Origin of the sequence: Pseudomonas idahonensis (genome assembly GCF_037903935.1) — a bacterium.
Classification (GTDB): domain Bacteria; phylum Pseudomonadota; class Gammaproteobacteria; order Pseudomonadales; family Pseudomonadaceae; genus Aquipseudomonas; species Aquipseudomonas danubii.
On the sequence record NZ_CP149586.1, the window covers coordinates 4,675,607 to 4,688,026 of the forward strand.

General features: G+C 63.6%; 12 protein-coding genes and 1 pseudogene. 6 read left to right on the top strand and 7 right to left on the bottom strand.

Translation table 11 applies throughout. From position 1 onward, the window contains the following. Nucleotides 1–5: 5 nt before the first annotated feature. Complete coding sequence (gene inhA, locus WIN67_RS20935) at nucleotides 6–695, top strand: isonitrile hydratase (RefSeq protein WP_339069992.1); 690 nt, start codon at nucleotides 6–8, stop codon at nucleotides 693–695. 20 nt (nucleotides 696–715) lie between these two features. Here the strand turns inward: inhA and WIN67_RS20940 are convergent, their stop codons facing one another. The 3 genes from WIN67_RS20940 to WIN67_RS20950 all read right to left on the bottom strand — a co-directional run bounded on the left by WIN67_RS20940 (nucleotide 716) and on the right by WIN67_RS20950 (nucleotide 2,767). Then, on the bottom strand, nucleotides 716–1,069 hold the full coding sequence (locus WIN67_RS20940; protein ID WP_339069993.1) for a hypothetical protein: 354 nt from the start codon (nucleotides 1,067–1,069) through the stop codon (nucleotides 716–718). A 356-nt stretch (nucleotides 1,070–1,425) separates the two neighbouring features. Next, nucleotides 1,426–2,229, bottom strand: a complete 804-nt coding sequence (locus tag WIN67_RS20945) for an aminoglycoside phosphotransferase family protein (RefSeq protein WP_339069994.1) — start codon at nucleotides 2,227–2,229, stop codon at nucleotides 1,426–1,428. 79 nt (nucleotides 2,230–2,308) lie between these two features. Beyond that, nucleotides 2,309–2,767 (bottom strand): SRPBCC family protein, encoded by a 459-nt coding sequence (locus WIN67_RS20950; protein WP_102880120.1) that lies wholly within the window; start codon nucleotides 2,765–2,767, stop codon nucleotides 2,309–2,311. Nucleotides 2,768–2,961: 194 nt separating this feature from the next. Between WIN67_RS20950 and WIN67_RS20955 the strand changes: the two are divergent. The 3 genes and pseudogenes from WIN67_RS20955 to WIN67_RS20965 form a co-directional block, all read left to right on the top strand. Further along, a pseudogene (locus WIN67_RS20955) lies at nucleotides 2,962–3,864 on the top strand (ADP-ribosylglycohydrolase family protein); the annotation flags it as partial. Between the two features lie 60 nt (nucleotides 3,865–3,924). Next, nucleotides 3,925–4,284: a GFA family protein gene (locus tag WIN67_RS20960; RefSeq protein WP_306399393.1), complete on the top strand. Its 360-nt coding sequence runs from the start codon at nucleotides 3,925–3,927 to the stop codon at nucleotides 4,282–4,284. Between the two features lie 36 nt (nucleotides 4,285–4,320). Continuing rightward, nucleotides 4,321–4,719 carry a lysozyme inhibitor LprI family protein gene (locus WIN67_RS20965; protein WP_339069995.1) on the top strand — a complete coding sequence of 133 codons (399 nt, stop codon included), beginning with the start codon at nucleotides 4,321–4,323 and terminating at the stop codon, nucleotides 4,717–4,719. Nucleotides 4,720–4,823: 104 nt separating this feature from the next. On the opposite strand, the gene peaD is transcribed toward WIN67_RS20965, so the two are convergent. The 4 genes from peaD to peaA all read right to left on the bottom strand — a co-directional run bounded on the left by peaD (nucleotide 4,824) and on the right by peaA (nucleotide 9,384). Continuing rightward, entirely contained in the window at nucleotides 4,824–5,942 is a 1,119-nt protein-coding gene (peaD, locus tag WIN67_RS20970; RefSeq protein WP_102861804.1) for a quinohemoprotein amine dehydrogenase subunit beta, read from the bottom strand. Nucleotides 5,943–5,965: 23 nt separating this feature from the next. Beyond that, nucleotides 5,966–6,289: a quinohemoprotein amine dehydrogenase subunit gamma gene (gene qhpC / locus WIN67_RS20975; RefSeq protein WP_102861784.1), complete on the bottom strand. Its 324-nt coding sequence runs from the start codon at nucleotides 6,287–6,289 to the stop codon at nucleotides 5,966–5,968. A gap of 1 nt (nucleotide 6,290) precedes the next feature. Beyond that, nucleotides 6,291–7,724 carry a quinohemoprotein amine dehydrogenase maturation protein gene (gene peaB / locus WIN67_RS20980; protein ID WP_339069996.1) on the bottom strand — a complete coding sequence of 478 codons (1,434 nt, stop codon included), beginning with the start codon at nucleotides 7,722–7,724 and terminating at the stop codon, nucleotides 6,291–6,293. Nucleotides 7,725–7,803: 79 nt separating this feature from the next. Further along, the gene (peaA, locus tag WIN67_RS20985; protein ID WP_339069997.1) at nucleotides 7,804–9,384 is read right to left on the bottom strand and encodes a quinohemoprotein amine dehydrogenase subunit alpha; all 1,581 of its coding nucleotides are present in this window, start codon (nucleotides 9,382–9,384) and stop codon (nucleotides 7,804–7,806) included. A 380-nt stretch (nucleotides 9,385–9,764) separates the two neighbouring features. Here peaA and WIN67_RS20990 point away from each other — a divergent pair, with 380 nt between their 5' ends. Beyond that, the gene (locus WIN67_RS20990) at nucleotides 9,765–11,420 is read left to right on the top strand and encodes a WG repeat-containing protein (protein ID WP_339069998.1); all 1,656 of its coding nucleotides are present in this window, start codon (nucleotides 9,765–9,767) and stop codon (nucleotides 11,418–11,420) included. A gap of 93 nt (nucleotides 11,421–11,513) precedes the next feature. Continuing rightward, the gene (locus tag WIN67_RS20995; RefSeq protein ID WP_170003207.1) at nucleotides 11,514–12,179 is read left to right on the top strand and encodes an HAD family hydrolase; all 666 of its coding nucleotides are present in this window, start codon (nucleotides 11,514–11,516) and stop codon (nucleotides 12,177–12,179) included. The last annotated feature ends 241 nt before the right edge of the window (nucleotides 12,180–12,420 follow it).

Below are 12,420 nucleotides of genomic sequence, written 5' to 3' on the forward strand. Positions count from 1 at the left end.
AGGCCATGACAGTGCAGATAGGTTTTCTGTTGTTTCCAGAGGTTCAACAACTGGACCTGACCGGTCCCCACGACGTGCTGGCATCGCTGCCCGACGTACAGCTGCACCTGCTCTGGAAGGAAACCGGGCCGGTGATCGCCAGCTCCGGCCTGGTGCTGCAGGCCACCACGAACTTTGCCGACTGCCCGCCCCTGGATGTGCTCTGCATTCCCGGGGGCGCCGGTGTCGGGCCCCTGATGGAAGATCCCCAGACCCTGGCGTTCATCCGTCGGCAAGCGGCCCGGGCGCGGTATGTGACGTCGGTGTGCACCGGCTCCCTGGTGCTTGGCGCCGCCGGCCTGCTGCAGGGCAAGCGCGCCACCACCCACTGGGCCTACCACGAACTGCTGGCGCCCCTGGGGGCGATCCCGGTGCGCGAGCGGGTGGTGCGTGACGGCAACCTGCTGACCGGCGGCGGCATCACCGCCGGCATCGACTTCGCCCTGACCCTGGCCGCCGAACTGTTCGACGCCGCCACTGCGCAGCGGGTGCAACTGCAACTGGAGTACGCCCCGGCGCCGCCGTTCGAGGCCGGCAGCCCGGACACCGCCCCGGCCAGCGTGGTGCAAGAGGCCCGCAGCCGGGCAGCGGACTCCCTGCACAAGCGCCGGGAGATCACCCTAAGAGCGGCGCAGCGCTTGCATCAAGCAAGATAGCTTTGACCCAGCCTCTCGGCTCACGAGCTGGGAGGTTCCTGCGAATCCGTCTGTTGTGTCGAGACAGGTGCCTGCGGATCGAGCCAACGTCGCCAGATCGAGCGGATTTTCTGGGCAATCATCCATAGCGCCCCCAGCACATTGAGCCCGACAAACATCAGCACCAGATGAATCAGCGTCTCCATCAAGGTCGGACAATTCGGGCCTGTGCAACTCCCTCCCCCCAATCCCAACGCGGGCAGAGGCACGATGGTCAGCCCCCAAAACCAGCTGACTCGCCCCCAGTTGCGCACGCGCCCAGTTGTCTTGCCGGGCAGAAAAAAACTTACGACGGCGCTAAAAAGTGCAGCAAAGAAAAAACTTGTCATGGCCATATTCCGCTGTTCCAAGTAGCAAGCCGGCCATTGCCGAAAAGCACCTGGCCCGCCCAGACTGATCCAGTCTATGCGCCCCGGGACACCAAAGCACCCGCCGCACAACACAGCTGACAAGCCGCCTTGGCCGTTATCGACAGACGAAAAAAAACCCGCCGAAGCGGGTTTTTTCCAAGACCATCATGACTTCCTGTCTGCAGCATCCGTGCTAATGGTCGATCTTCCTTGATCCTGAGCGCTTCCTGCGCTGCAGTTGTGGGAAAGAAGATTAAACACAAAGCCCGGTGCGCAGAAGGCGCATTGAATTACAGCGCGTGTAGGAAATTCGCTATAGCTCACTTACGCAAACCCCTAGCTCAACACGCCAGTGCCTGAATGGCCAAAGCCGCGACTTTGAGCTGGTGGCGGGCTCCGGCCTGGTGGTCATCCTGGAGGAACCAGGCGGCGGACAGGCCACTGAATGCCAGCACCCATTGCACCAGGCGTCGAGGATCGAGCTGCGCCGCCGCGGCGATCACCTGCACCTGCCGGGCAAAGCGCGGTGGATCGGTGGCGCTGGGCAAATCCGGATTGCAGATCAGGTTGGCAAAGTCGAAGGTGCGCTCGCCGTATACGCGCTTTGGGTCAATCACCCGCCAGCCGCGCTCGCCGAAGTCCAGCACATTGTCGTGGTGCACATCGCCGTGCAGTACCACGAGGTCCCGAGGCGCAGCCAACAGTTGCTCGGCCATGGCCAGGCTATTGAGCAACAAGCCACCCTGCTGTTGCGCTGCCTCGCGCAGATCCTTGAACCAATGATCCAGGGGCAGCAACGCCGGCCAGGGTTGCGCACGCGGCGCATGCAGGCGCGCCAGCGTGGCGCAGACAATGTGGCTGACGGCGTCGTGCTCGCCCGCCAGGGCCATGCGCATCAATGAACGCGAGCCCTGCGCACGCTCCATCAACAGCGCCTCATCCTCCTGGGCATAAACCTGCGCCGCGCCCTCCCCGGCCCACCAGGCCATCAGGCGGTTACCGCCCTGCTCGTCCTCATCCAGGGCGAGTTTCAGCATCGCTAGCGCGCCGTCTTCCAGGCGTACGGGCAGCAAACGGCTGCCCAAGGTGATGATGGCCTCGCCATCGGGCAGCAGACGCCAACGTTCGAGATAGGTTGCGAACAAAAGAACAGCTCCAAGCGGTCAGCGGCAAGTTTCAAACACCACGACTCGATCCGCAACGTGCCGCTTGCCGCAAACGACTTCAGCGCAGCTGCAAGTAATTTTCTATGTTGCTCATCTGCTCGTCCCAACCACGGCTGTTCATGCGAAAAGCCTTGAGCCGGCGCTCGCTGGGAATACCATCGAAGCCCGATTCGACCACCCGCAGCAAGGTGCCGCCGCCATGCGGTTCCAGTTCGAACTGCACCAGGGTGGTGGGCTCCGCCGAGTAGTCATGGGCCGGGTCAACGGGGTAGGGATGCCAGCGAAAGGAAAACAGCTCTTCGGGCAGCATCTGCTCCACCTGCACATCCCAGGTCAGGTGTTCATAACCTGGGTAAGTGACCGCCCCCCGGGTGCGTTGGCCGGGAGCGAAATGCTGGCCCTGCAGGGCCACGCCAAACCAACGACCGAAGGTCTCGGCTTCACTCAGTGCCGCCCATACCTGCGCCGGGCTGGCATGCAGCAGGATCTTGCGTTCGATGCGATCTGAAGAGTTCATGGATCACCTCCAGTGATGAGCACTAGCTCTGTACGGAAACTACCTGATCTTCGTTCGGCGGGTTTTCGTACAGACCTTAGACCTCTGTGAGTCCAGCGCAACCTTTATCTGGCCGAAGGCGCGACTGATCGTCCCCAACGAAAAATGCTACTGTCGCCGGCGCCACTGCACCTCTACTTTGCAAAGGATCTGCCATGCCCCTCTCCCTTATCGACCGCTACCGCGGCAGCCTGCTGGGCCTGGCCTGTGGCGACGCCGTCGGCACCAGCGTCGAATTCAAGCCCCGTGGCAGCTTCACGCCAGTCACCGATCTGCTGGGCGGCGGCCCCTTCAACCTCAAGCCCGGACAGTGGACCGACGACACCTCCATGGCCCTGTGCCTGGGGGAAAGCCTGTTGCGCAAGGACGGCTTCGACCCGGCCGACCAGATGGGCCGCTACCTCAATTGGTGGCAATGGGGCTATTTGAGCGCCACCGGCGAGTGCTTCGATATCGGCATGACCGTGCGCCAGGCCCTGAGCGACTTCCAGGAACACGGCCAGCCCTTCGCCGGCGCAACCGACCCGCAAACCGCCGGCAATGGTTCGTTGATGCGCCTGGCGCCCGTGGTGCTGTTTCACTACCCCGACCTGGCCCGGGTCCGTGAATTTGCCGGCGCCAGTTCCCGCACCACCCACGGCGCCGCCGAAGCCGTCGAATGCTGCCAGTTGTTCGCCGGGCTGATCGCCAAGGCCCTGGGTGGCGCCAGCAAGGTGGAACTGCAACAGCTCGATGATCAGGCTTTCAGCCAACCCAAGGTCACAGCCCTGGCCCAGGGCGGCTACCTGGAGAAAAGCCGCGAGCAGATTCGCGGCAGCGGCTACTGCGTCGACTCCCTGGAGGCCGCGCTGTGGTGCTTCCAGCACAGTGACAGCTACGCCGCAGCGGTGCTCGCCGCCACTAATCTGGGGGACGACGCCGACACCACTGCCGCCATCGTCGGTCAGCTGGCCGGAGCCTTTTATGGGGTCCAGGGGATACCGCCGCACTGGCTGGCCCGGCTGCACATGGGCGATGACATCCAGGCCATGGCCGACGACCTGCTACAAGCCTCGCAACGCCACGCATCTGCCCGACCACTCAACGGCAGCTGCCTGTGCCAGGGCGTGCAATATCAGGTGCAGCGCCTGGACATGCCCATCGGCCACTGCCATTGCCAGACCTGCCGCAAAGCCCATGCCGCGGCCTTTGCCTCCACCGCCGGAGTCATGCGCGAACACTTTCGCTGGACCCGGGGCCAGGAGCTGCTGAGGGCGTTCGAGTCCTCGCCAGGCAAGCTGCGGCACTTCTGCTCGGTCTGCGGCTCTCACTTGCTGGCGGAGCGGCCGGACCAGCCCCACGTGATCCTGCGGGTGGCGACCCTGGACGATGATCCGGGGCAGACGCCACAGGTGCATATCTGGACCTCCCACGATGTGCCCTGGCTGGCCGACGAAGCGCTGGAGCGCTGGCCCGAGTGGCAACCCAGCCGCGGCTAGACTGTTTTTTCTCATTGACCGATTGCGAGACTTTCCATGCGTCCGATCCTGCTTCTGGCCCTTGCGCCGCTGCTGCTGGCTCCATTGGCCCAGGCCTATGACTGCAACAGCAGCACCCAGACCGATATGACCCTGTGCGCCAACGCCCTGAACAAGGCCGCGGACAAGGAGCTGAATACCCTTTACCAACAGATCAACCAGCGCCTGAAAGACCAGCCACACAGCAAAAAGCTGCTGGTCAGCGTCCAACGCGCCTGGCTGGCGTTTCGCGATGCCGAGTGCCGTTTTTCCACCTCGGGGGTGGAAGGTGGCAGCCTGTATCCGGTGGCCTACAGCAACTGCATCACGGCCTTGACCAAGACTCGGGTGGAAAGCTTCAAGCAATACCTGAAGTGCGAGGAAGGCGATTTGAGCTGCCCGGTGCCCAGGCAATAGGTGCGGGCTTGCCCGCAAAGCATCGGTGAGGACGCCCCACAGCGTGCGGGCCTGTTCGCCGGCCAGCCGGCGCCTACCACAGGAGCCGGCGGCGGGAGACGCAGTCAGCGGATGAAGATCTGCGCGGTGGTGATCGCCATGTCGCCCCCGGGCAAGGTGATCTTGCCGATCTGCTGCATGCTCTGCACATCGAAGATCGCTACGTCGTTGAAGGTCCCCGACAGGTAGATCTTGGTCCCCGCCCGGTTGAACGAGATGCAGTAGTAGGAGTGTTCCAGGGTTGCGGCCTGGAGCAGCTTCTTCTGCTTGATGTCGTACTTGGCCAGGCGGTTGAGCACGCCGAACATCAGGTTCGGGTCCTTGGGCGAACGCATGCCGCTGAAGTAGATTTCGGTCAGGGGGCCGAAGTCGGTGGTCTCGGTCTTGCCGGTCGCAAGGTCGACGCTGAACAGTCCGTACAGCGGCTCGGCGGTGGCTGGGTCCTGCTGCTTGTCCTTGAACTTCGCGGCGGTGTAGAGCAGCGAGAAGTCATGCCGGTAGGTTTGCTGGTTCCACACGTAGAGCACGTCCGGAGCGCTGTAGTTGGGACGTTGCCAATGGCGGCTGGGGATCAGCACCTCGAACTTGCCGGTCTTGACGTCAACCTTGTACAGGTCCGGCCCGGCCACATACAGGGTGCCGTCATCGCCGCTCTGCATGATGGTCAGCTGGCGCGGCGCGGGGAAACTGCGCACCGGCTTGGCATTGAGCCCAGCGTCGGTGGCGTAGACATCCAGCCGCGGTTCCTTGACCTCGTAGCGATCATTGAGCAGCAAGGTCGGGTTGGCCACGGTGTACAGCTCCTTGCCGTCGTGACTGACGGTGAAGGCGAACATCGAGCGCGCCTTCTCTCCCGGGTGCTGGGTGATGCTGGCGTGGAACACCTGCTTGCAGCTGTCGAGCTCGACGCCGTAGACATCCGCATAGTGGTTGTTCAACACGTAGGCGATCTTGCGGTCCGGCGACAGTTGCACGGTGCCGGGGCCGAAGGCGTCGGGCATCTTGCAGGTCTTGTACAGGCTGTCGCTGGCCAGATCGATGACGTGCAGGTTGTTCGGGTAATTGGTGGTCACCATGTATTCGTGACCGCTGTTGAGGGCCAGGCCTTCATCGGCCAGAACGCTGAACGAGCAGGCGCCGAGAACCGCGAGTGCGACCAGGCCGCAGGCTTTGATGCTGTGCATGCTGGAATCCTTCTTCTTGTTCATCACTTGTCTTTGGGGAAGACAGTGCCGAGGTTGCGCCAGTTGTCGTTGGAGGCCTGGGCGTCCTTGTTCCAGTCGGGGTAGGTGCTCATCATGTCGGGCACCTGGGCCGGCCACCAGCACGGGTCGGAGCAACCATAGAGGTCGGCCTCCATCGGCTGGCACAGGGACGAGACGCCACCAAAGGCGTCGATTTCCCAGCCTGGGTCGGTAGTGGAAGCGCAACCGGCCACGGAGTTCATCGCCAGCACGTCTTCGATCCGGTCCTGGGCCGCAGCCTCGGTCAGTTTCTGAGCTTTGTTATTGATTGGCTTGAGATGTTTCATGTCAGTGGGCCTTGCGCGGAGTGATGTAACTGCTGATGAACGCAGGGTTGTGCGCCATGATCCGGCTGTAGACTTCGATGCCGAAATCCACCCAGTCACGCATCAGTTCGCAATAGTGATACGTCGGGTGCGCCGGGTCGCCGTAACGGGCGTAGCTCTCGTGGTAGCAGCCACCGGAACACAGGTTGCGGATGCGGCAGCTGTCGCAACCGGTGTGGGTCCGGTCCAGGCGCTGGGACAGGAAGTCGTTGAGTTGCACCTGCTTGACCCCGCCGTCATGCACGTTGCCGAAGGTCGGCAAGGATGAGCCGGTGAAGCGGTGGCACAGGTTCAGTTCGCCCTTGTGGTCCACCGCCAGCATCTTCAGCCCCGCGCCACAGGGCAGCGCCTTCTTGTGGCCTTCGTGGATGTCGGTGATCAGCTGGTGCAGGTTGGAGAAACCGATATTGCGGTGCTCCAGCGCCGCCTCCAGATAACGCCGCCCCAGGCGCTTCATGCTGGCGAAGACTTCGATCAACTCCTCGCTGCTGAGGTTAAAGCTGCTGATGTCGCCCGAGGTCACCGGGGCGAATCCCACCTCGGCAAACCCCAGCTCGTTGAACAAGTGGTCCCAGATGGTCTCAAGGTCGGTGACCCCGGTGGTCAGGGTCACCCGCGCCCCCACCGGGCGGCTGTTGTAGCGTTCCAGGAGCATCTGCGCCTTGCGCCGCACCACGTCATAGGTGCCCTGCCCGCCCACGGTGATGCGGTTGCGATCGTGCACGGTCTTGGGCCCGTCGATGCTCACCGACAGCCCGAAACGATGAGCGTTGAGGTAATCCACTACCTCCTCGGTCAGCAGCGTGGCGTTGGTGGTCATGACGAACTCGACGAACTTGCCGGCCGCGCGAAAACGCTGTTCGCAGTAGTCCACCATGGCCTCGATCAGCGGCCGGTTGCTCAGGGGCTCGCCGCCGAAGAACACCACGGTGTAGCGCTCTTCGTCCGGGGATTCCTGGAGCAGCATCTCCACCGAGGCGATGGCCGTGTCCAGGCCCATTTTCTTGCCCGCCGAGGGCTTGTCCAGGTCTTCCTTGTAGCAGTAGGTGCAGCTCAGGTTGCAGCCAGTGTTGACGTTGAGCACCACGGTATTGATCGCCGTGCGCTCGACCCGCTTGACGCCGATTTCCGGGGTCAAGGGCGAGCCGTCGCTGACCAGCTCCAGGGCGATCAGCTCACGCAGGGTGTCGCTGACATCCAAGCCGTCGTAAGCGCCAGCCAGCTGTTGGATCAAGTCTTCCGGGGTACAGCCGGGCCCGCGCAGGGCATCGATGATGCTGCAGGTCAAGGCATCGCTGGCGAACAGCGAACTGCTGGGGATATGGAACAGCATGCGGTCGGCGTCCACCTGCACTTCATGCAGGTTGCGCTCCACCAGATTCAGAATTGCGCCCATTACAACCTCCTGTGCAAGCCCCGCTTTCGGGGCCTGCGGTCATTGCCTGAAAGTGTCTGTCGGTAGCGTTCGACGGCCCTCAGGGAATGGGTGGATTGTTCCAGCGTTGCACGGTGACGATCAGTTGGCCCTCGCCGGTCAGGGCCTTGCCGGCGTCATCCACGGCGGCGATCACCTTGAGGTTGCCGGCGTTGTTGGTGGACATCTTGCGCTGCGGGTTGGGTCCCGCATCGCCGGGGGTGAACACCCCGCTGTCGGCCTGCATGCTGCCGGCGTACTTGACGTCTTCGTCCTTGGCCGCCTGCTCGTCGAAGGCCTCGACCTTCCATTGCGCCGGCATCACGCCGATGCGATAGGCCTTGCCGTCGGCGCCCTGGCCCCAGGCCTCGGCATCGAAACGCCCCTGGACCTTGGGCGTCGAACCGCCGCCGTCACCCACTCGCGCCACGGCGAACGCCGGCACCACCTTGACCTCGGCGATGCGGTTGTACACCGCCAGCGTGGCGCCCTTGAGGCTGCCGACACTGACTTCGCGCAGCCCCGGCTGGGCGCTGGCTGCCGCCTTGAGCTTGAGGCGGATGCGCTCCGGGCTCTGCTCCAGCACCTGCACCACCTCGACGCCCTTGCCGAAGCTCGGAGTGCCCGCAAGGCCGGCGCCCACCAGGGTCACTTCGGCCTCCTCGCCAGCCTTCAGGTAACCCGGCTGCACCGCCAGCAGCCGGCTGCTGCCCTGCTTGGCAGCGATGAAGTCCAGGCCGCGCTCGTCGTGCTCAGCCTCGAACATCCGCCCTTGCAGGGCGTTGCCCTGGGCCGCCAACACCTGGCGCATGACCACGCCGTCGACCGTGACATTGCCGCGCCACTCATAACCGCTGTAGAGGATCGCGCTGCCCTGGCCATTGAACGGGCTGCCATCGGCGTACTGGCCCTTGACGCTGACCTTGAACTGATCGCCTGCCCCGGCGCTGACGCTCATCACCCCGGCCAGTTCGCCCTTGCCCGGCAGGTGGCCGCTGAAGCTCCAGTCGCCGGCCAGTGCCGCCGCTTGCGGGCGGGCCTGTTGCCAGGCCTTCCAGGCCGGGTTGTCGAGGGGGTAACGCTGGGCCAGCAAGGGCACCATTTCCTTGAGGGCGGTGGGCAACCACTCGCGGTCCCGGGACAGGGCCTGGTACTCCAGGGACGGCCACTGGCCGAGGTGGAAATTCACCAGGCGCTCCCATTCCTGGGCCGGGCGCCGTTGCAGGGCGATGCGCGCGCCAGAGTGACAACGGGAGCACATCTGGGTGGTCTGCTCGTCGAAATGCTCGACAGTGTTCAAGCGCCGCTCCAGGGCGTAGCGCACGCCGTCGGTCTCGCTGGGGGCCAGGCCCTGGGTATCGGCGAGGTACTTGACCAGGGTGCGGCGGTCGTCATCGCTGATTTGCAGACCGTGCATGACCTGCATGCGGGCAATGCTCATCAGCCAGCCTTCCGGGGTCTTGCGCTGATGGCTGATACGGCTCAGGGCGCCCCCGGCCTCGGGGGTGTGGCAGCCCTGGCAGGTTTCCTTGAGGATGCTCTGCGCATCCCGGGCGGCGAAACTCGAAGGGGCATGCAAGGCGCTACAGGTGGCAATGGCCAGCAGGCTGGCGCTCAGCCTCAGGCGGAGTTTTCTCTTCATCAGGGTCGAACCTCCCACGGTGCTTTCTTATTTTTAGCGAGTCGTTTTTATGGTTTCTGCCATGTCCGGCGATACCGGCCATGGAGGCAAGAGAAACGTCTGAAGCTATGCAATACACGGAGCGTGCCAGCTTACAAACCAGCGCCCGATCAATGACTTAGACAGATGCCCGGGGCGCCATCGGGCTGCTGGGTGTTACTCGACGTACAATTTCGCGACAAACGTCTCAGTCTGAGACAGGGTTTAGCGCTGTACCTGTGGTTTTCTTTGCAATTGGATCTTGCATTTATCCGGCGCCACCGCAGAATCACCCGCGCTTTGCCCGCCCCGAGTTTCGAGGCGCTCTGCACTACCCCTCATTTACAAGGAACCTGAAGTTCATGGATAGAAGCGCCTGTGCCCGTCTCGGCTCGCTGATCCTCTCGTTGTCTGCTCTGACCCTGGTCGGATGCAAGGAAGACTCCAGTCCCAAAACCACCACCCTCGCGCCGGCCCCGGCTCCGGCGGCCATGGTCATGCCGATCTGCGCCAATGGCGAATGCGCCGTACTGGACCAGAACGGTGCGGTACTGGTCAGCGCCGACAATGACTACGACGCCGTGGTCGCCATGCCCCTGGAAAAGAGCTTCCTGTTCGCCAAGGACGGCACCTGGAACCTGGCCAGCGCCGATGGCAAGCAAATCATCAAGGCCGACTTTACCGATGACCTGCGTCTGCTGACCCCCGGCCTCTTCGGCTTCGGCCAGGACGGCAAGCTGGGGATAATCGACCAGGCCGGCCAGCAGATTCAGCCACCGCGCTTCGACGATCTGTACGTGGGCGGCAACGATGATTTCATCGTCTACGAGATCGGCGGCAAGCGCGGCATTCTCAGCGCCACCGGGCAGGTGCTCACCGAAGCCGTGTTCGACAGCAGCATGGTCCGCGACGATTTCGCCAAGCGCGGCTGGTGGATGATCGCCGAGCGTGGCAGCGACAAGTGGGCGCTGAACCTCAAGACCGGCGAGCAGAAAAAGATCGACTTCGACAGCATCGACTACTTTGCCAACCAGCATCTGGTGGTCAGCACCGAACAGGGCAAGGCCCTGGCCGATGCCAAGGCCCAGTTGATCAGCGCCGCCACCTACAACTGGATGGGCGAGCCGGGTGACGGCCTGGTGGCCTTCCGCGAACAATACGACAGCCCCTGCGGCTACATGGACTTCCAGGGCAAGACCGTGATCCAGGCCCAGTTCGGCACCTGCCAGGTGTTCGGCAAACAGGGCGCGCTGGTCACCGCCAAGAACGCCGACGGCAGCTCCGGCAAGGCCGGGCTCATCGACCGCCAGGGCCAGTGGAAGGTACAACCGGTCTATGACTCGGCAGACCCAGCCGGCTTCAGCCCCCTGGGGATGTTCAAGCAGGTATCGGGGCTGAATCAGGTCGCGGTGCTGCAGAACGTGTTCAGCGCCACCTTCGGCATCTTCGATGTGGACAAGGGCGTCGAGCTGTTCAAGCCCACCTACGCCCAGATCGGTGCGATCAACGCCGACCTGTTCGTGTTCAGCACCGCCAACAGCCCGACCAAGCAGGCCACCCTGTTCGGCCAGGCCACCCAAGTGCGCACCGTGGGCCTGATGGACGCCAGCGGCAAGGTGCTGGTGGAGCCGGGCCAGTACGTCGACATCCACCTGGATGCCAGCGGCCACTACCTGCTGGCCACCGACGACACCTCGCCCCTGGCCACCTCGGCCCTGTATGACCTCAAGGGCAAGCGCCTGATCGCCAGCAAGTGGCAGGAACTGGTGGTGGACCAAGCCCGCGGCGCGATCTTCGGCTATGCCGTGGAAGGCCTGGGCGACGACCAGACCCGCAGCCTCAAGGCCCTGTATCGCCTGGACGGCACCCCGAGCTTCCAGGTCAGCCAGGTAGAATGCGGCGCCGAGCAGGTGCGTGACGGCCAGGACAAGGTGCTGTGGCCGGCCAACCCACAGGAGCACTGCCCACAACCGGACGAAGAAGAAGACCAGGGCGAAGGCGACAACGCTCAGGGCTGAGGCCACCGGTCACGGTTGGGATCAAGCCTGCTAGGATGCGGGCTTGATCGATTCAGCCAACCGGCCCGGATGGGGCCCGACAGGAACTGTCCCATGCTCAACGCTCTGCTTTTCGACCTCGATGGCACCCTGACCGACACTGACGCCCTGCACCTGCTGGCCCTGCAACAGTTGTTGTGGGAAGAAGACCGCCGGGTGTTCACCGAGCAAGAGTTCGCCGCCCACGTCAGTGGCCAGGCCAACGCCAACATGTGCCGCTACCTGTTCCCCGAGCGCAGCGTGGCGGAACATGAAGCCTTCGCCGAACGCAAGGAAGTGCGTTTTCGTCAATTGTCCCCCCAACTCAAGCCCATGCCCGGCCTGCTGCGCCTGCTGGACTTTGCCGCCGAGCACGGCATTGGCGTGTGTGTGGTGACCAACGCCCCGCGGGCCAACGCCGAGCACATGCTCAAGGTGCTGGGCCTTGAGGAGCGTTTCCAGACGGTCCTGGTGGCCGAGGAACTGCCCCGGGCCAAGCCCGATCCCCTGCCCTACCTCAGCGGCCTGGAATGCCTGCAAGCCAGGGCCGAGCATTCCCTGGCCTTCGAGGACTCGGTCCCCGGGCTGACCGCCGCAGTCAAGGCCGGCATCTGCACCTTCGGCCTGGCCACCAGCCAGCAACCACAGACCCTGCTGGATGCCGGCGCCCATCGGGTGATCCAGGACTTCGACGACCCGCAACTGTGGGCCGAGATTCATCGCCGCCTCAACCTGGCCTGAAGGGCGCGCCGCCACGAAATCGGGTGCCCATAAAGGCACTGAGCATGGATCAGGTCTTGAAAGGAATGTCGCTGGAGCGTGCAGCGGGACGGTTGGCGCAGGCCAATCAGAGCGGAAACAACAGGTGAGGAGCGATAGCTGGGAAGCAAACAGGTGGGAAACAGCAGGTGGGAAACGAGAAGCAGGAAAAAGCAGGAAGAAAAAAGTGCTCGCCCATCACTTCGGCAGTGGCACCTAAGCC

Bases quoted from the DNA above. Each gene is read 5' to 3' on its own strand.
- WIN67_RS20995 (WP_170003207.1), top strand. From the start codon at position 11,514: ATGCTCAACGCTCTGCTTTTCGACCTCGATGGCACCCTGACCGACACT.
- peaA (WP_339069997.1), bottom strand. From the start codon at position 9,384: ATGAAGAGAAAACTCCGCCTGAGGCTGAGCGCCAGCCTGCTGGCCATT.
- qhpC (WP_102861784.1), bottom strand. From the start codon at position 6,289: ATGAAACATCTCAAGCCAATCAATAACAAAGCTCAGAAACTGACCGAG.
- peaD (WP_102861804.1), bottom strand. From the start codon at position 5,942: ATGCACAGCATCAAAGCCTGCGGCCTGGTCGCACTCGCGGTTCTCGGC.
- inhA (WP_339069992.1), top strand. From the start codon at position 6: ATGACAGTGCAGATAGGTTTTCTGTTGTTTCCAGAGGTTCAACAACTG.
- WIN67_RS20940 (WP_339069993.1), bottom strand. From the start codon at position 1,069: ATGGCCATGACAAGTTTTTTCTTTGCTGCACTTTTTAGCGCCGTCGTA.
- WIN67_RS20950 (WP_102880120.1), bottom strand. From the start codon at position 2,767: ATGAACTCTTCAGATCGCATCGAACGCAAGATCCTGCTGCATGCCAGC.
- peaB (WP_339069996.1), bottom strand. From the start codon at position 7,724: ATGGGCGCAATTCTGAATCTGGTGGAGCGCAACCTGCATGAAGTGCAG.
- WIN67_RS20990 (WP_339069998.1), top strand. From the start codon at position 9,765: ATGGATAGAAGCGCCTGTGCCCGTCTCGGCTCGCTGATCCTCTCGTTG.
- WIN67_RS20965 (WP_339069995.1), top strand. From the start codon at position 4,321: ATGCGTCCGATCCTGCTTCTGGCCCTTGCGCCGCTGCTGCTGGCTCCA.